General features: G+C 41.9%; 25 protein-coding genes. 21 read left to right on the forward strand and 4 right to left on the reverse strand.

Features of this window, described 5'->3' with window-relative positions; genetic code table 11:
* Positions 1 to 41: 41 nt before the first annotated feature.
* Both NST58_RS12760 and NST58_RS12765 read right to left on the reverse strand, forming a co-directional pair.
* Positions 42 to 452, reverse strand: coding sequence for an ImmA/IrrE family metallo-endopeptidase (locus tag NST58_RS12760; RefSeq protein WP_339248070.1), 411 nt, complete (start codon positions 450 to 452; stop codon positions 42 to 44).
* Positions 453 to 460: 8 nt separating this feature from the next.
* Positions 461 to 862, reverse strand: coding sequence for a helix-turn-helix transcriptional regulator (locus NST58_RS12765; RefSeq protein ID WP_339248073.1), 402 nt, complete (start codon positions 860 to 862; stop codon positions 461 to 463).
* Positions 863 to 958: 96 nt separating this feature from the next.
* On the opposite strand from NST58_RS12765, the gene NST58_RS12770 reads away from it, so the two are divergent.
* From NST58_RS12770 to NST58_RS12785, 4 genes are all read left to right on the forward strand, one after another.
* Positions 959 to 1,186: a helix-turn-helix transcriptional regulator gene (locus tag NST58_RS12770; RefSeq protein WP_339248076.1), complete on the forward strand. Its 228-nt coding sequence runs from the start codon at positions 959 to 961 to the stop codon at positions 1,184 to 1,186.
* Positions 1,187 to 1,291: 105 nt separating this feature from the next.
* Positions 1,292 to 1,585 carry a helix-turn-helix domain-containing protein gene (locus tag NST58_RS12775; RefSeq protein ID WP_339248079.1) on the forward strand — a complete coding sequence of 98 codons (294 nt, stop codon included), beginning with the start codon at positions 1,292 to 1,294 and terminating at the stop codon, positions 1,583 to 1,585.
* Positions 1,586 to 1,628: 43 nt separating this feature from the next.
* A complete protein-coding gene (locus NST58_RS12780) occupies positions 1,629 to 1,835 on the forward strand; it encodes a hypothetical protein (protein ID WP_339248083.1) in 207 nt (68 codons plus the stop codon).
* Between the two features lie 14 nt (positions 1,836 to 1,849).
* Positions 1,850 to 2,173 carry a hypothetical protein gene (locus NST58_RS12785; protein WP_339248086.1) on the forward strand — a complete coding sequence of 108 codons (324 nt, stop codon included), beginning with the start codon at positions 1,850 to 1,852 and terminating at the stop codon, positions 2,171 to 2,173.
* Here the strand turns inward: NST58_RS12785 and NST58_RS12790 are convergent, their stop codons facing one another.
* Positions 2,174 to 2,353, reverse strand: a complete 180-nt coding sequence (locus NST58_RS12790; RefSeq protein WP_339248089.1) for a hypothetical protein — start codon at positions 2,351 to 2,353, stop codon at positions 2,174 to 2,176.
* A 90-nt stretch (positions 2,354 to 2,443) separates the two neighbouring features.
* On the opposite strand from NST58_RS12790, the gene NST58_RS12795 reads away from it, so the two are divergent.
* The 16 genes from NST58_RS12795 to NST58_RS12870 all read left to right on the forward strand — a co-directional run bounded on the left by NST58_RS12795 (position 2,444) and on the right by NST58_RS12870 (position 15,571).
* The gene (locus NST58_RS12795) at positions 2,444 to 3,556 is read left to right on the forward strand and encodes a ParB N-terminal domain-containing protein (protein ID WP_339248092.1); all 1,113 of its coding nucleotides are present in this window, start codon (positions 2,444 to 2,446) and stop codon (positions 3,554 to 3,556) included.
* Between the two features lie 3 nt (positions 3,557 to 3,559).
* Positions 3,560 to 3,976 (forward strand): ORF6C domain-containing protein, encoded by a 417-nt coding sequence (locus tag NST58_RS12800; RefSeq protein ID WP_339248094.1) that lies wholly within the window; start codon positions 3,560 to 3,562, stop codon positions 3,974 to 3,976.
* Positions 3,973 to 4,206: a KTSC domain-containing protein gene (locus NST58_RS12805; protein ID WP_339248096.1), complete on the forward strand. Its 234-nt coding sequence runs from the start codon at positions 3,973 to 3,975 to the stop codon at positions 4,204 to 4,206. Before NST58_RS12800 ends, NST58_RS12805 begins: the two co-directional genes overlap by 4 nt.
* Before the next feature lie 292 nt (positions 4,207 to 4,498).
* The gene (locus NST58_RS12810) at positions 4,499 to 4,705 is read left to right on the forward strand and encodes a hypothetical protein (protein ID WP_076135707.1); all 207 of its coding nucleotides are present in this window, start codon (positions 4,499 to 4,501) and stop codon (positions 4,703 to 4,705) included.
* Between the two features lie 74 nt (positions 4,706 to 4,779).
* Positions 4,780 to 5,640 carry a hypothetical protein gene (locus tag NST58_RS12815; RefSeq protein ID WP_339248099.1) on the forward strand — a complete coding sequence of 287 codons (861 nt, stop codon included), beginning with the start codon at positions 4,780 to 4,782 and terminating at the stop codon, positions 5,638 to 5,640.
* Positions 5,640 to 7,772, forward strand: a complete 2,133-nt coding sequence (locus NST58_RS12820) for an AAA family ATPase (protein ID WP_339248101.1) — start codon at positions 5,640 to 5,642, stop codon at positions 7,770 to 7,772. The genes NST58_RS12815 and NST58_RS12820 overlap by 1 nt, the downstream gene beginning before the upstream one ends.
* On the forward strand, positions 7,765 to 9,579 hold the full coding sequence (locus tag NST58_RS12825) for a UvrD-helicase domain-containing protein (protein ID WP_339248103.1): 1,815 nt from the start codon (positions 7,765 to 7,767) through the stop codon (positions 9,577 to 9,579). The genes NST58_RS12820 and NST58_RS12825 overlap by 8 nt, the downstream gene beginning before the upstream one ends.
* A 13-nt stretch (positions 9,580 to 9,592) precedes the next feature.
* On the forward strand, positions 9,593 to 10,069 hold the full coding sequence (gene ssb, locus NST58_RS12830; protein WP_339248105.1) for a single-stranded DNA-binding protein: 477 nt from the start codon (positions 9,593 to 9,595) through the stop codon (positions 10,067 to 10,069).
* Between the two features lie 16 nt (positions 10,070 to 10,085).
* Complete coding sequence (locus tag NST58_RS12835; protein ID WP_339248107.1) at positions 10,086 to 10,508, forward strand: hypothetical protein; 423 nt, start codon at positions 10,086 to 10,088, stop codon at positions 10,506 to 10,508.
* 5 nt (positions 10,509 to 10,513) lie between these two features.
* The gene (locus NST58_RS12840; RefSeq protein WP_339248110.1) at positions 10,514 to 11,575 is read left to right on the forward strand and encodes a replication protein; all 1,062 of its coding nucleotides are present in this window, start codon (positions 10,514 to 10,516) and stop codon (positions 11,573 to 11,575) included.
* Positions 11,576 to 11,704: 129 nt separating this feature from the next.
* On the forward strand, positions 11,705 to 12,562 hold the full coding sequence (locus NST58_RS12845; RefSeq protein ID WP_339248767.1) for an ATP-binding protein: 858 nt from the start codon (positions 11,705 to 11,707) through the stop codon (positions 12,560 to 12,562).
* Entirely contained in the window at positions 12,559 to 13,665 is a 1,107-nt protein-coding gene (gene dnaN, locus NST58_RS12850) for a DNA polymerase III subunit beta (RefSeq protein ID WP_339248113.1), read from the forward strand. The genes NST58_RS12845 and dnaN overlap by 4 nt, the downstream gene beginning before the upstream one ends.
* A gap of 3 nt (positions 13,666 to 13,668) precedes the next feature.
* Entirely contained in the window at positions 13,669 to 14,337 is a 669-nt protein-coding gene (locus NST58_RS12855; RefSeq protein WP_339248116.1) for a dUTP diphosphatase, read from the forward strand.
* On the forward strand, positions 14,334 to 14,855 hold the full coding sequence (locus tag NST58_RS12860) for a DUF1064 domain-containing protein (protein WP_339248118.1): 522 nt from the start codon (positions 14,334 to 14,336) through the stop codon (positions 14,853 to 14,855). Before NST58_RS12855 ends, NST58_RS12860 begins: the two co-directional genes overlap by 4 nt.
* Before the next feature lie 146 nt (positions 14,856 to 15,001).
* A complete protein-coding gene (locus NST58_RS12865) occupies positions 15,002 to 15,184 on the forward strand; it encodes a hypothetical protein (protein ID WP_339248121.1) in 183 nt (60 codons plus the stop codon).
* Positions 15,185 to 15,193: 9 nt separating this feature from the next.
* A complete protein-coding gene (locus tag NST58_RS12870) occupies positions 15,194 to 15,571 on the forward strand; it encodes a hypothetical protein (RefSeq protein WP_339248124.1) in 378 nt (125 codons plus the stop codon).
* A gap of 20 nt (positions 15,572 to 15,591) precedes the next feature.
* Here NST58_RS12870 and NST58_RS12875 read toward each other — a convergent pair whose 3' ends face one another.
* The gene (locus tag NST58_RS12875; RefSeq protein WP_143766307.1) at positions 15,592 to 15,807 is read right to left on the reverse strand and encodes a helix-turn-helix transcriptional regulator; all 216 of its coding nucleotides are present in this window, start codon (positions 15,805 to 15,807) and stop codon (positions 15,592 to 15,594) included.
* Between the two features lie 157 nt (positions 15,808 to 15,964).
* Between NST58_RS12875 and NST58_RS12880 the strand changes: the two genes are divergently transcribed.
* The gene (locus tag NST58_RS12880) at positions 15,965 to 16,138 is read left to right on the forward strand and encodes a hypothetical protein (protein ID WP_339248130.1); all 174 of its coding nucleotides are present in this window, start codon (positions 15,965 to 15,967) and stop codon (positions 16,136 to 16,138) included.
* Positions 16,139 to 16,202: the final 64 nt, after the last annotated feature.

Raw genomic sequence — 16,202 nt, forward strand, 5'->3', positions numbered from 1 at the left:
GGGCATATTTAAACAGCCTTTCAGCTGGAAGACGCTAAAGGTTAATCGAAGTATTGATCCATTTCTACAGGAATTTGATTACGAGATAATAGATCCCTTATGGTTTCATCTGTTTTCAGTGTGTCACCTGCAGTAAGAAGTTTTACGGCAAACTTATTAGCTTGCCGTTCATACTTTCCTGCATTATATAAAGATTGTTCATCTAACCAGAATCGAGAAATGCCAGGATGTAATCTATCGTGACCTAATTCATGTGCGCAGATAAACCTCTGCCACTCAGTATTAAGTCCGTTATGTATAACTATATAACGTCTTCGTAATTTTTTGAAATACATGCCACGTGTACCTGAGCCTAAATCTTCATAGCGTACAAAGATATTAAGGTGCGCTGCAATTTCAAAGGGGTCGTTAGTTTTGAATTTTTTAATTAACTTTAAGATCGTATTGTCCATGAGCATCCCTACTCATCAGTTTTTTTATTCTTGCGACCATATGTTTCCTTGTTTTTCTTCTTGGCATCCCAAAACATAGCTTCCATTACACGTTTGATTTTTTCTTTATCGTCTTTACTGATAGGAACGCCATCAAACATAATTGGAGAGTCTTCTTCGAGTAAAGTCTTAAAGTCATGAACATCCTTCGGAGTGGCCCAATCAGGGATTTTAGAATCAAAGCCTAAGAGATAGTTTGGATTGACTTCGAAAAAATCAGCGAGTTTATTAACCATGTCTGTTCGAGGCATAGAAATACCTTGCTCCCAAGCATTATAACGAGGTCTTTTGATTCCTAATTGTTCCGAAATTTGATATTGGCTTAATCCTTTGGACTCCCTAAGACTAATTAATCTTTCTTTAAACTCCACCTAGAATCATCCTTTAATTTAAATTATCCAAAAACCCCTTGACGGATAATTTAGTTATCCGTTATAATTCAAATATCGAAAGGGGGTCAAGACGGTATGGCTAAAAAAAGGGAGCTATTCAGTAAGCTCCGTAAATCAAAAGGAACTCAGGTTAAAGTGGCAGAAGATAACGAAATTTCAGCAGTTTATCTCCGCATGATTGAGAATGGAACATTTACTCCTGGCAGAGACTTGATGTTTAGATTATCAAGATATTTCGATGTTCCAGCCGAAGTGTTATTCTCGGATTACTTTAAACAGGATAAGTCTGTCCAAATGCGATAATTTAATTATCTACTTCGTATTATATGTAATTTATATTATCCGGTCAAGATTTTTTTTGCTTAAAATGGATAAATAAAATATCCGTAATTAAAAGAGGTGAAAATCATGAACACAGTCGAACAAGCAATCACTGAAATCGTTTTAACTCAGGTCGCAGCAGCAGAGAAGAGAATCATGGAAAGGTTGTCCTTAAAAAAAGATAGATCACTTACTTTCAGTGAAGCTTGTGATCATCTGAATATGTCAGAGTACACACTTCGTAATCTTTGCAAGACCAAACGGATACCTTTCAGGACAATCGGGGCGGAGGGCTCGAAGTCACCAAGGTATATATTTAGATCTAATAGTTTGGATCAATGGATAAGAGAGGAAGAAGAACGTAACTATCAGCCATCTTAACCACACCATATAGAGTTTTATACCTGAAAGGAGATTTTGTACATTGAAATCAGATTTACAAATTGCTTATGAGGCTCTATCAAGAGTAACAGTAACTGCATTAGCTACTGGAGACAAAATCGCTTTAAGAGAAGCAGGTCTTGCTCGGGCTAAAACCTTGGAGCTAACGACAACGCTTCAGCAGCGTGAGACTAAGCCCCAAAGAGTAACGCTTAACCGTGTTGAGAATTACTGCTTACCAAGTTTGTAAGAGGGGGAGTTACAGTGAAAGCGGAAGACGAAAAACGGATAAGAGAAATTCTTTCCGAAATGGTAAAGCAAAATGAGGATGGGACTTTATCAATTAATTCTGTTGATCCTTACAACGTAAAGCCTTATACACCAAAGAAAAAGTGGTACGAACATTTCAACCACAAGGCATACGAAAAAAGAATTGCATTAATGAAAGCGACGGAGACATTTTACCTTCTTTGTTCATATATCGAAATTTATGTTAGAGAGTTCGGCGGTATCCGAGATAGAGACCTTGCTCCAATCATCAGCAGTACCGCCGAGTTCGGAAAAATGTTTAGCTCCATTAGTAAATAATTATCGCTCTTGATTTGGATTTGCGAATCCATACATCATCTTGCCAGGAGTAGCGATTAATGATTGAAACTCTCCTTTAGTCTTCTGGTAGAGATCATAAACTTCTTTAACTGTGAATGTGTCGTTGATCTTGTTTTGAATAAAGAGCATGGTCAAATCGTGTAATTCGCTATCATTCAATTGAACACCTCCCTTCTTGGTTAATTTGGTAGATCTGGACAATCCCCATTTTATCACAGAGAGGAAATGATTTTAGGAAGGAGAATCACATTGCTCATTGATATTAGAAAAATCAAAGTAACGGATCGTATTCGCCAAGATTTTTCGGGCATCGAAGAATTGGCTCAGGACATCGCTGAGAACGGCTTAATCAATCCAATCGTTGTAACACCCGATTATCAATTGATCGCTGGAGAACGACGGTTGAGAGCACACATGCATTTGGGGAGAGAACAGGTAGAAGTAAGAGTTACTGAGGTTCGCGATTATGCTCATCAACTACAACTAGAGATAAGCGAGAACGAACACCGGAAAGACTTTACATTCTCTGAACGGGTCGCTTACGGGAAGAAAATTGAGGAACTGGAACGGATCAGAGCCAAAGAACGAATGCAAGCAGGTAAGGAAAATTTACCTGAGCATGAATCTGGTCAGGTCCGCGACATTGTAGGAGAACAACTTGGAGTGTCAGGCCGTCAGTTTGACAAGATGAAATTCATTAAGGAGAATGCCACGCCGGAAATTATCCAGCAGTTAGACGCCAATATTATCAGCACTCATAAAGCATTTACTGAAACCAAGGAACGTCTCGAAGCTGCTGTTCGCGAAGCCGAAGATCGAGCTGAACAAGCGGAGTATGAGAAGGAAGAACTTCAAAAGAAATACAAAGACGTTGTACCGGCTTATCAAGTGCAAGAGGCAGTCTCGGCGGCTCTTGAACAGCATGATGAAGAACAGACTGTTTACCTTAAACAGAAGGAGAGGGAAGCTGAAGCTCAACTCAAACAGCGGGATGATTACTGGAAAACAAAAAACAAAGAAGATTTGGACAATGAGCGCTTGAAGGTTGAGCAATTGAAGTCGGGTTACCAACGGCTGAAAGATGAGAATGAGGCACTGAAGATTAGCAACCCAGATGAATTTGATGAAAAGCAATCAGAGATACAGTTGAAAAAGCTTCGTTACGAATCAGACATCAATACTGTTCAATTCAATATCAAGGTCAAGAAATTCTTACAGGAAGCCGGAGTTACTGCTTTGATGGTTGGATTTATTGGAAATGCCAGCAGCAGTGAGAAAAAACGACTCAATGAAAGCCTAGATATGCTTCAAACTTTTATTGATCAGGTAAGGCCGGCTGTTAATAGCAGAAAGGTGGTGTAGGTGATGGAGAATACAGATCAATTGTTAACTGTTGTTGGTCAGCAACTCAAAATGACTGAACAACAAGGTACGGCACTCAGGATGATGTTTGAAGGTATGAATGCTTTCAAAGCTGAAATCATCGAACACAAGGAAGAAGTTCAGATGATGGTGCAAGAGGTCAGAGACAGTGTGACTTTGACAGATGCAGAGTGCTATCAACTACAATATGGAGTTCGTCTGAAATCTAACGAACTAACGAAAGACCGTTATAAAGAAACGGATTTAAAATTTAAGGATGTTGTAGGTCGTCATCGTAGGAGCATTTGGTCAAAACTTAAGGAACGTTTCGAAGTAGCTAAGTATAGTCACATTCGGAGAATTGACTTTGGTGATGCATTGGAGTTTATAAAAACATTTAGACCGGAGGATTACTTATGAGACATGATCTTGAGCCTGTAGTATCTTCGAACATTGCCGCTGTTGGTTACGATACAGAAAGTCAGACACTTTTCGTTCAATTCAAAGGACGCGATACAGTATATGAGCATCCTGGTGTACCGCGTTTGACCTATGAAATCATGATGGCCGCTGAATCTATAGGAAGCTATTATGCACGAAACATCAAGAAGACTTATCCAGGAACTGCTGCTATAGGTGTTCAACTATGACTATACAAGAGTTGGCTGAACGTTGGAAAAATAACAAACTTCAGTACGAAATCATTTTAAGACATTTTCCTTCGGTGGTGAAAAATCATGATTAATGGCATACCAGCAATGACTATCAAGTTAGAATCTGAAGATGTCGTATTCGTAGAAAATGAGCTTCACGCTCTATTAGTCTACAAATTAGATGGAGAAGATCCTTCTCTAAAGGTAACTGGATTAAAGAACATACTAGCGATCCGTGATTTGTTAAATGATGCTTACCCAGTATCAACTTGCAAAGGGGGTTGCACATGTGGAACATCATCTCAAGCATGCGATTCACAAGCTTAAGAAAATGCAAGAAGAGACAACGAATGTCTCAATCGGGGCAGCGTTGGAACGAGCTGGATGGTTCTTCGGACATGAATTTCAATCGGTCTTGGATGACTTGGATACCGCCTTAGCGTTGGCAGAACAGAAAAATGACCCTGCTGGGGAGCAGAGCCATTTGGGTAGATGAAACATTTGGGCGAAAACATTGTCCTCGAAAACATGTTTTCGCCTCCATATTAACATGAATTGGAGGATTTGCAAATGCAAGAAATATCAATTAACTATCCCGAGCAATGGAAAACTGTAAATTCCCGCGCCGGAAACCTCTTTACCAGTGCGGAAAACACTGTAGGTGTTGTTCGCCTGACGAATGCCGATGGACACCTGATTCAATTCGATGATGGTGAATGGGGCATTAGTGCCGAGGGGTACCGTGCATGTAACCTGATTGCTGGGATCTCTACAATAACTCCTGATACAATCTGCCTTGCAGATGGACGCGAGGTTAGCAATCCATATATCGAATTTGACCTTGAGACAGGCACGGCAGACAAGTTCTGGTCACAAAAAATCACGGTTGGCATGTCTCCTTCTGGGAAAGCAATTGTTAGTTCCGCCACAGTCCTTTTTGATATCCGCGTTCGTTTCGTGAAGGAACTAATGCAAAAGATTGAAGAAAACCGCGATGCTGGTAAGCTCTGCATGGAGGGAACGCTAACTGAAGAAGAGCTTCGTTCCGGTATATTCATGGCCTTCCAAGGGAAGTTGGGTGTCTATGGCAGACATGACAATATTGATGTGATCCACGTTATCCAAAACCTCATAAATAACAAAGAACACGGTGACAAGATCGTCCAGACGCTTGCGTGGAAGGCTTCTATTAAACAGCAGCCAAGTATGCCATTAGCAAAGTTAAAGGCCTATAACGGCGTAGCAGACGTTCTAGTGATTGGATACAAAGACACGTTTGATGAAACGAAACTGAATGAAATCGCTGCTGAATTTCAACAAACCGGTTCGGTTGCTGGGGCTGAAGTGATCGAAGAAACGATCAACGCCTCAGAAGAGTCTATCGAAACAGAAGACAGCTTTCTTTCAACCAAAGGAGGTCCGCGTTTCTAATGATCAAAACTATCCGCACCAAAAACATAAAGGGGAATACTTTCGACCAAGAGTTGACTGGGAAGGATATCTTCGTAGGTCCTAATGGTTCCGGTAAGTCTACACGGCTCCAAGCCGTACAACTAGCAATACTGGGGTATATTCCCGGCAAGAAGACTAACGCCGAAACATTCAAACTCAGTTCTGGAGATGAGATGACGGCTGGTTTGCAAATGGATTCATTCTCCTTTGATCGCTCGGTCATTCGTGCCGAAAAGTTGAAGGGCACTGGATCAAAAGAGGTAAAATACAGCGAATCGATCACAGTTTCACCGAATAAAGGCGAGAAAAACTCCACGCAAATGAATGCGCGAATCTCAGCTGAGATTGGAAACTTCCCGATGGTCTTTGACTTCCAGCAGTTTCTTGATATGTCGGATGCTAAACGACGTGAATTTATCTATAGCTTGTCTCCTATATCCAGCGAAGAATGGGATAAGAAAAAGGTATCTGCTCATCTTATCCAAAAGTTGTTGACCCAAGGACTTCAGGAAGCAAACCCTGATCTTCATGAAGCATCCAAAGAGTTGATTAATGATTGCTTAGATGAATGGCCTAGTGATTATGATCTGTCTTCCGGCCTTCAGGCTATGACCTCATGGGTTGAATCGCAACAGAAGCATTGGAACAAAAAACAGAATGATGCTACTGGCGCGGTGCGCGAGCTGGCTGATATGAAAAATAAGCTTGAAGAGACTGATCGGGATATCACAATCAAAAAAGAAGAATTGAAAGACTTCCGGCAGCAGCATACCGATGTTCATGGGCAGATTAAAGCGGGTTATGAAATTAAACGGCAATGGGAGCAGAAGCGCGGACGTTTAGAGGCCCTAAAAGGCGAGATTCAACAGCTGACGTCAATTCTAGATGTAAAGTCCGATCGTGACTATGCGGTGGAAATTGCGGTGCTCCAGCAGTCAATTAAGCAAACAGATGTTAGTGGTGAAGCACAAACTATCCAAGATCAGATCGACGCGCTGGTTGCTTTGAGAGAATCCAAGACCGCAGAGGGCGTGGATGCTAGACAGAAGTCCGACAAACTTAGCCTTGAGCTCAATACCATGAACGAGGTTCTGAAAAATATTGAGGAAAAGGGCGCTGGTGTCTGCGTAATCCACCATCAAATTGGATGTGATAAGGATTTTTCGAAATTCACTTCATTTGTTGGGCAGAAAGGCCCGTCCTTGATAGAACAACTAAATTCTCTGGAACAACAACAAAAAGATTTACGAAACGAAATTAAGGAGTTACGTGCTGAAGAAAGTTCTCTGGAACAATCGAAGCAGGCGCTTTATAAATCTGCGAACGATGAAAACACTGCTAATGACGGCATCCGTTCACGGATTGAAATAATCCGTAAGGACGAACAAGGAGAAATTCGCCGTCACCAGGATACACAGAACAAAATCATCAACTTGCAGCAGGAGCAAGAGCGCCTCCTGAATGATAAGCAGCCAACCTTTGCTCCACTCGAAATACTGGAGCCGCAGTTGTCGGCACTGGCGCAGCAGATTCAAGAGCTTGAGCGCTTGATTGAGGAAAAGGAGAAAGCTAAAATCACGCTCTCTAACGCCCAAACAGCCATGATCTCAGCGAGTAAGGCACAGTATTACTTTACAGCTTGCAAGAGCTTAGCAGAGGCGCTGGGAGCCAAAGGGATTCAAGGGGAGCTGGTCAAGGGTGTGCTTGGTCCTATTGAAGATTCTATTAATGAAAATCTGCAGCTGATGGGCATCCAACATCCAATGTTCTTCTCTACTGAATCCGAGACAGGAAAGGAAGTATTTCAGTTTGGATGGATCAAGAATGATCGTAAAACGAACTTTGATGTACTGTCTACTGGAGAGAAATTAATGTTCCTGTCTGCCTTCCTTGTCACTCTGCTTGAAAGAGCAAATCCGCCTCTTAAAGTGTTGGCCTTGGACGATATCAACAACTTGGATAAGAAGAACCTAAGCGGTGTTCTGCAAGGTCTGAACGCCTTGTCCCACAAGCTGGACAATATCTTGATTGCTGGTGTCGTGGAAATCGAGGCGGCCGAGGGCTGGACGATTTGGGATTTGACTCTTGAGGGAGCGGCATCGCGTGGTTAATCTCACTGCCGGATTAAATGAGGAACAGGCATCAGCGGTTACTTCTGATTCTGATGAAATACTAATGAGAGCTGGAGCAGGGACGGGTAAAACCCGTACCCTGACTCATCGGATAGCACATCTAAATCTAAACCATCGCGTTGGTGCTTCAAGCATTGTGGCCATAACCTTTACCCGAGCTGCGGCAAAAGAAATGAAAGATCGTCTTGTTCCATTGATTGGAGAACAGGAATCCAAACGAATCACATGTTGCACGTTCCACGCACTTGCAGTTCGTATCCTCCAAGAATGGGGGCACCGTTTGAATCTTGATAGACAATTCACGATTTACTCCCAAGAGGATCGGGAAGAGGTCATGAAGGTCATTATCGAAACAATGGGATACAGAACCAGCGTGAGTAAAGTCATTAAGGCAGTAGATTTGAGAATCAAGGGTCTTGAAGAACAGGCGGTTTGGGACGAATACAACTATCAGTTACGCCGTTACAATGCCGTGGATCTGGATGCCTTGATTTCGAAGGTGAACACATTGTTCAGCAATCATCCTGATGTCGCTGAGTACTATCGGAAGCAGTGGAAGTACCTGTTCGTGGATGAGTTTCAGGATACGGATCAGCAGCAGATGGAATTTATCCGGTTGCTGAATCCGGAACACCTTTTCTGCATAGGTGATTGGAGACAATCTATCTATGGATGGCGCGGAGCGCGCGTTAGAAACATTCTTGAATTTACAAGTTCTTATCCAAATACAGAAGTAATTGAGCTTAACCGCAATTACCGTTCAACAGTTTCAATAGTCGAAGCTGCCAATAACTTAATCTCTCATAGTGGAGTTGAAATTGGTGGAGGGCTAGTAGCTTACAAGGAAGGTACCAGCGTTGATGTAGTCTCTTTGTTTGACGATGATACTGAAATGGATTATGTAATCATCCAGATCAAAGAGAGAGTGCAGAGCGCCGAGTATTCAAATTTTGCGATATTGGCACGGACGAATGCGCAAATTGATAACTTTTATCAAGCGTTGCGGCGGGAGAACATTCCATGTACTGTATTGAGCGCTTCGGATGATCCTCTTAAAAAGCCTGACGTAAAGTCGCTATTGAACTACCTTGCATGGATATATAACCCACAGGACGAAACGAATTTTAAAAGAGTCATTAAGTTTCCAGAACGGTCACTGACTGATATGCAACTTCAGATTGCAGAGCAGATAGCCATAGATAAGTCAATTCCATTGTGGGAGGCATTAGTAGATTCGAACGAAGAAATGGTTGTCCAATATGCCACCATCCTACAAGGTATTGCTGAATCGGTCAGAGAGTGCGTTTCTGCTTATGATGCATTAGATGTATTGTCCCGTAGATTAAAGCTGAGAGAACGCTATATAGAGCGGTATCTTAATAATCGTCTTGAGGATCTGGATCAAGCTCAGACCTACATCATGTATTGGGTTGAACGGCAGTTGAAGTCTGGTGAAGACCATAGTCCTACTGCGTTCCTAAAATGGATCAAAATCAGAGATATTCAAGAAAAACTAATGGAAGACCGAGATGCAGTTAAACTTATGACCGTTCACGGCAGTAAGGGACTTGAGTTTCCGATAGTTTTCCTTGTGGGCATGAACGAAGGGCTGTTCCCTAGCCAAAATACCAGGGACATTGAAGAAGAACGTAGATTGGCCTATGTAGCGGTAACCCGGGCAGAGAATGAACTTATTATTACTACTACTAAATCACATAGCAGTTGGGGCAAAGTCATTCCATCTGAACCAAGCAGATTTATTGATGAGATGAAATTTCTAAATTGACGAGGTGCTATAAATGCTCAATAGAATTATTTTGATTGGTAGACTGACCCGTGATCCTGAACTTCGTTATACTCCTGCTGGTGTTGCCGTGACGCAGTTCACTCTTGCCGTAGACCGCAACTTTACCGGTCAGAACGGAGAGAAGGAAGCGGACTTCATTCCAGTAGTTACCTGGCGGCAGTTGGCTGAGACATGCGCGAACTATTTGCGCAAAGGACGGCTGACAGCAGTAGAGGGACGTATTCAGGTCCGCAACTACGAGAATAACGAAGGGAAGCGTATTTACATCACTGAGGTCATTGCGGATAACGTGCGATTCCTGGAGTCCAACAGAAGTAATGAACACGGTGGCAGCAATTCATCAAGTAGTAATGAAAATGGTAGTAGCAGTCAAAATAGAAACTCTAGCGGTCAAAACGGAGGTTATGGTGATCCATTCTCTGGCGATGGCAAACCCATAGACATAAGCGATGACGATCTTCCATTCTGAGAACGGAGTTGTAAGCATGGAGGAAGAAAACGAGTTCGACCTTGCGGCTTACATAGAGCAAGTAGATTTAATGAAGAAACAGGCTAATGTTTTGCCTGAGAACAACCCAGCATCATTGCAAGAAAAGATTGAGTTACTTACACAGTGTCATGAACTGGCTGGAGAAATTTCAAGTGAATGCGACAGGCTCTACAAGCGCATTCACGTCCAGCGTGACATGGACTATGCAGAGGCATATATTTCTGCCAAGGCACCTAAGAAGGAGCGTGCAGAGTTGGCTACAAGAGAAATTAGAGTGCTTGAAGCAGAATCCTATGGTCGCTCAATGAAATGGCGTAACGAGTTTAAAAGTCTTCAGGAGAACATTCACACCCTCAAGCTGAAAATGAAAGTTAATTTTGCTGATGGGACGATGTACAGCAATAGTTATCAGAGGTGAGGTGATTGGCGAATCCACAACCAGAGAATGGCTTTGTAAAGCTTGCCAACGAGATATGGAATGAAATCATACGTCGTGATTTTTCCAAGCGTCAGAAAGACATCATTCTCTTCATATGGCGGTTGTCGTATGGGTGTCAGAAGAAAACAGCATCGATACCTTTGCTCAAATACTTCGAGTTATGTGGCGTTGGATACCAAAATATTCGAAAGGAACTTGATCATCTATCCAATTGTCGAGTGATAGTTTGGAATAAAAATAACAATATTTTTGCGGTGAACAAAGATTATGAGCAGTGGCAGATTAGTCCGGTAAAGGGATGGAATGAAGAAATATTCAAGGATTTAGTTAGTAAAAACATCAACTTTAAAAGTGGCGGAACTTCTCAAAACAAGAAGCCCGAGAAATCGAAGGTACATGGAATTATCATCATGGCTTCTCAAAACAAGAAGTTGTTACTTCTCAAAACAAGAAGCTCGGGCTTCTCAAAACGAGAAGTTGAAGGCGCCTCAAACCCTTGCGGCTGTAAGGCGAAACGCGTCTCTAAAAACATTATTAAAAACATTATTAAAAACAATAGTAGTTGTTGTTTAGAGGAGGACACTGAAATGGACAAAGGACTTTCAAACAAAATCAAATCAGATAGCCAGGATGCCGTTCCTGCCGGGGATGCCGACTCCAACCGGAAAGCTGCTGAATTTGATTATCGTAAACAAGTCACAGACCTTTATCTCAAACGCAGAGCAAAGGGACTTGATCTTACGGTTAATGACGAGTTGTTTTTAGATCAACTCATTGCAGACGGAGTTCCGATCTCCGTTGCCATTGACGGCATCAATCAATCCTTTGACAAATTTAAACCTAAACATAAACGAGACGAGATCAAAAGCATCAAGTACTGCGAAGGACGCATTTATAATTTATTATCCGAGCAAGACGGAAAAATAGACGAACAGAAGATTAGTACTGTCATAGATTCTAAAACTAAGGCTGAACCGGATTATGATCAAGAAGAATATCAAAAAAAGCTTGAGCGGCTGAAAGCCAAGCGTGAGGCTGTGGTGTGATTGGGAAACTTAGGTGATGAACTGAAAAAACTTATTCCAAAGGGATTTGCCGAGCGAAAAGCAGCAGTAATAACACGGCTAGAAGAACACCCTGAAACGAAAAGAATCAAGGGAACTTTTCCTGATCGAGTGGACAACTTGACGCATCCGACAAATTACGGTTCGTTATCACGACACCTTGTTAGTTTTGATAACTGTAGAGGCTGCAAAGACTTAGTTGGTTGTCAGAATGACCACAAAGGTCACTGTAGCGTTGTAGAGGGAAATCCGGATGACGATAAGGGATTGATTTATAGGCTCCAAAAATGCCCTTTGCTCCTTTCTCACGAGAAACAGCAAAGGGTAATGGGAAAGATTAAAAGTCATTTTATTCCTGATCACATTGTGAATGCGACTTTTGAGAGCATTGATCTTGACCCCCATAGATCTGCTGCAATCATAAAGGCTATGGACCTATGTGAGAACTTCGAAGTTGGAAAGAGTAAAAAAGGACTTTACTTATACGGTCAAATGGGTGTGGGCAAAAGCTTGATCTCCGGCGCGATTGCTCAAGAGTTAGCTTCTCAAGGGGTAGACGTTGCAATGGTCTATGTCCCAGACTTTATGTCTGAGGCGAAGGATGCTATTGGATCTAAGACAGAAACGGTTTTGTCTAAACTAGAGGCCTTACAGAACGTTACTGTGCTCATCTTAGATGATATCGGAGCTGAGTACCTGACTACATGGACGCGGGATGAAATACTGGGACCTATTCTACAACGCCGAATGGAGCGATTAGTCACAATTTACACGTCGAACCTAACGATCAAGGAATTGCGGCAACACTTGATAAACGTCAAAGATGCCGCCAAGACCATGGATCAGCGTCAACATGAAAAGAAGGCTGAGAGAATCTTAGAAAGGATAGAACCATTTGCTGAAGTGCTGCATGTAGGTGGGCGGAATCGACGTAGGGATAATTCTCGTAACACAGGAGGAAAGCTATGAAAATATCAATTGATAAGCATATTTTTATCAAGCCGTTAGAACAAGCGGCTAAGTTCCTACCATCAAAAAATGTTATTCCGATATTGGCTGAACTGCTTTTCGAAGCGAAACATGATGGATTGTATATCACCGGTGGAAACGGAACTCAATTCCTACAATCAAAGATTGAACCTGACGATTATCAGTTGATCAAGCCAGGTTCAGCAACTATTCCAGGTAAACGGATCGCTGAGATTGTGAAAGTTATGAAGGGTGTTATCGACATTGAGACAGTCGGATTCGAGACTGAAATTAAGAGTGGAAGAAAGAAATATGACCTTCCTGGCTTAGATCCAGAAGAATATCCTCAATTCATCGAAGATCCCGAAGGTGCTTCGGTAGAACTAGAGGGACGAGCGTTAAAAGTTTTAGTCAAAGAGACGGCCTATGCAGCATCAGAGAGCGACGCGACACCGATTTTAACTGGACTTCGCGTTAGGTTTCAAGACAACATGATTAATGTCACCAGTACAGACCGGCATAGATTGTCATCTTCGGTACAAGTGGCAGATAACTTGATCGAAATGCAGATCATCGTGGGAGCCAAGACAATGTCCGATCTTATGAATCTGATCGGACCAGAGGAGAAGTTAGTAATTAAATTGGTTCAATCGAAACTTGTAGTCGCGACGAAGAATTTCATATTTTGTTCTCGGGTCTTAGAGGGGACATATCCAGACGTAGACCGAATGGTACCAATTAACTATCAATCGACACTTCGGGTAAATCGGGAATTATTGATCGATGCCCTCCAGAGTGTGAAGATTATCATCAAAGACCAAAAGTCCAAAGTTACCCGTATGTACGTAGGAGAGGTTATTGAACTCAAAGCTGCTGCTGAAGGCGTAGGAAAAGTAAATGAATTTGTAGATATCATCTCACTTCAAGGAAAAGGATTTAAAGTTGCATTTAACGGGGAGTACTTCCTTGAAGCTGCTGATTCCATTAATTCCAAGGAACTTATCATAGGGTACTCGGGTATGACGAACCCCATCTTAATCAAAGACGCTGATGACGAGCGAAATTATAGAATTGTTCTTCCATATCGAACAACGGAGGTATAAATAATGACTCTTACTCTTGAAGAAATGTACAACATGCAAAAAGAACTAGATGCAAAGATCGTTGCTGAAAAAGGACTGGAAGGTCAGGATCTGCTTTACAAGCGAACACTGGCTCTCCAAGTCGAGTTGGCAGAGTGCGCAAATGAGTACAGGGGATTTAAGTTTTGGAGTGATCGCAGCGAACCGAAGCATGGATACGATGCCCTGATTGAATGTCCGAAATGCAGCGGAAAGGGATTTTGGTTTAGTGGAGAACGCGTTATCTGTGGTCGTTGTAATGAAAAAGGGAAGATTACCAATCCCCTTCTGGAAGAATTCGTTGATTGCGTTCATTTCTTCCTGAGTATCGCAGGTCAATACGGCTGGCTGGACGCTCTTTATATTTCAGAAGATGCAATTGAAGAAACAAGGGACGAAGGTTTAGATGGAGAAGTAACAGGTGCATTCTTGGAATCGATGTACTGGCTCATGAAATTTCATATGGAAAGAGACCGCGATGAGAAGCTTGAGGAAAAACTCGGAAGGACAAAGCGTGAGATATGTTTCAGGAATGCTTGGTATGTATTTTTAGCTATCGGTCTTGTTGGATTCAATTTTACATTCGAGCAGATAGCCGATGCTTACGCAGCCAAGAACAAAGTCAATCATGAGCGTCAGGTGAATGGATATTGAACAAATACAATGCCAAGAAGGTCATAGTTACCTCAGACGGAACAATGTTCGAGGAAGCACAACTGAAGAAATACAATATCAAAATCACCGGGAACAGATTCGACAGTATGATGGAAGGCGAGTATTACCGGCATCTGCTGCAGTTGAAGAAGATTGGACTCATAAAGGATTTTACTCTTCAGCCCAAATATATACTTCAAGAGAAGCCTAAGATCACGTATATCGCTGATTTCCTAATCACCGATATGGACGGATCGGAACGGGTAGTGGACATAAAAGGTGCTGAAACGGCAGTATTCCGTACGAAGTTGAAGCTTTTCCAAGCAAAATATCCAACTATGCGCATTGAAATACTAACTAAAAAGAGCGGTGAGTTTGTTCCATTGGATCAAGTAAAGAAAGAGAAAGCAGCGCGGAAACGGGCTGCTAACAAATTAATGAAGAAGGCAGAAGGGAAGATGAAATATGAGCGCATCGGCTACCCCAAAGGACGTAGTACTCGAAAGCCAAGATATTGATAGATACCTGGATGAACATGACAAGAGTGAGTTGTCGCGGATCATTTGGAAGGTGGAACAGTTGAAGGCTGCTGAAAATGATCCAAATCAACTTCGGGCTGAATTATCAGGCAACACTTTAGTTTTTCCTGAGAGCGGGAGTAAACATGGAAGAACCAACTAAGTTGCCGCCTGGCGAAGTGGAGACGGTCAGTGGAGTATATGGAACATACAAACGCTATTATCTATTTGAAGAAGAACTGCGGAAATACCGTGAGTTGCCAAAAGATACATTCTGGGATCATCACGGAAAACCAATTGTACAATCTAACTTTCCTCCAAAGAAATGAGGCGCGTAAATGACAGCAGAAGAAATTATTAAAATGGGGCCAAGCAAGGAACTGGATGATCTTGTTACAGTGATAGATTTAGAAGATGGATTCTCTCCTTCAACAAATATGAATGATGCTTGGCAATTAAGAGGTCATTTCATAGATCAATTTGGTGGTGGATTCGAACTTGTTAGATATTGTGATGATTTTCCTGAACATTGCTCTTGGGATAATGACGGAAAGAAAGTTCTTGTGTGGGCTAAAACCGGGGCTGAGGCGATCACGAAAGTAGTAGCATTGGCTGTACGTGACTTTTACGGAGACTTTCATCCTTGGGTATTGTTCCCGGAAATGCAAGGTAAGTTCATAGAGGATCTCAAGAGAAACACAACACTGTTCAATTAAAACAAAGGAGCATAGAGGATTTATACCTCTTGCTCCTTATCAAACAAATCCTCTATCGAGATACCTAAAGCTTCAGAGATTGAGAATAAATGACTTGCTTCGTGTCTTGAATTCTTATCGAATCGGCTTAGTGATCCTTGAGGAACGCCGGATTTTTCTGATAGTTGCATTTGAGTCATATCACGTTCTTTTAATATCTCATTTAGTTTAGGGCGTACTTTCTTCAAATATATCACCTCTCAAAGTGATTATACGATAACGAATATTTTTTCGCAAGATCCATTGACCTATTATTCGATATCGTATATTATTGAGTTACAGTTAAATATACGTAATGCGATAACGAATAATAATTAAAAGGTAAATTTCCCTTAAGTGATGGAGAGTGAGTGTATGAATAAAAAGAAACTTGATCTTACGGAACTTGATGATCAATCGCAGGAAATTAGAGAAGCAATCGCATTTTATGCAGCTCATACCGTATTACTGATTCATTTCACGGCAGACGAGCGCGAACGGCATTATCAAACACTGGAACAGGCGGGCTACTTGGAGAGAATTTCTTAAAACCGCAGTAACGGCGCGGCGGAACAGCATTGTTCTAGCCCTAAAATAGAAATATAGGAGGTGT

Source organism: Paenibacillus sp. FSL R10-2796 (genome assembly GCF_037965315.1).
Classification (GTDB): Bacteria; Bacillota; Bacilli; order Paenibacillales; family Paenibacillaceae; genus Paenibacillus_AQ; species Paenibacillus_AQ odorifer.

Excerpts from the sequence above, each read along its gene's own strand:
- NST58_RS12760 (WP_339248070.1), bottom strand. The coding sequence starts at position 452 with ATGGACAATACGATCTTAAAGTTAATTAAAAAATTCAAAACTAACGAC.
- NST58_RS12770 (WP_339248076.1), top strand. The coding sequence starts at position 959 with ATGGCTAAAAAAAGGGAGCTATTCAGTAAGCTCCGTAAATCAAAAGGA.
- NST58_RS12775 (WP_339248079.1), top strand. The coding sequence starts at position 1,292 with ATGAACACAGTCGAACAAGCAATCACTGAAATCGTTTTAACTCAGGTC.
- NST58_RS12800 (WP_339248094.1), top strand. The coding sequence starts at position 3,560 with ATGGAGAATACAGATCAATTGTTAACTGTTGTTGGTCAGCAACTCAAA.
- NST58_RS12805 (WP_339248096.1), top strand. The coding sequence starts at position 3,973 with ATGAGACATGATCTTGAGCCTGTAGTATCTTCGAACATTGCCGCTGTT.
- NST58_RS12815 (WP_339248099.1), top strand. The coding sequence starts at position 4,780 with ATGCAAGAAATATCAATTAACTATCCCGAGCAATGGAAAACTGTAAAT.
- NST58_RS12820 (WP_339248101.1), top strand. The coding sequence starts at position 5,640 with ATGATCAAAACTATCCGCACCAAAAACATAAAGGGGAATACTTTCGAC.
- ssb (WP_339248105.1), top strand. The coding sequence starts at position 9,593 with ATGCTCAATAGAATTATTTTGATTGGTAGACTGACCCGTGATCCTGAA.
- NST58_RS12835 (WP_339248107.1), top strand. The coding sequence starts at position 10,086 with ATGGAGGAAGAAAACGAGTTCGACCTTGCGGCTTACATAGAGCAAGTA.
- dnaN (WP_339248113.1), top strand. The coding sequence starts at position 12,559 with ATGAAAATATCAATTGATAAGCATATTTTTATCAAGCCGTTAGAACAA.
- NST58_RS12855 (WP_339248116.1), top strand. The coding sequence starts at position 13,669 with ATGACTCTTACTCTTGAAGAAATGTACAACATGCAAAAAGAACTAGAT.
- NST58_RS12865 (WP_339248121.1), top strand. The coding sequence starts at position 15,002 with ATGGAAGAACCAACTAAGTTGCCGCCTGGCGAAGTGGAGACGGTCAGT.
- NST58_RS12870 (WP_339248124.1), top strand. The coding sequence starts at position 15,194 with ATGACAGCAGAAGAAATTATTAAAATGGGGCCAAGCAAGGAACTGGAT.
- NST58_RS12880 (WP_339248130.1), top strand. The coding sequence starts at position 15,965 with ATGAATAAAAAGAAACTTGATCTTACGGAACTTGATGATCAATCGCAG.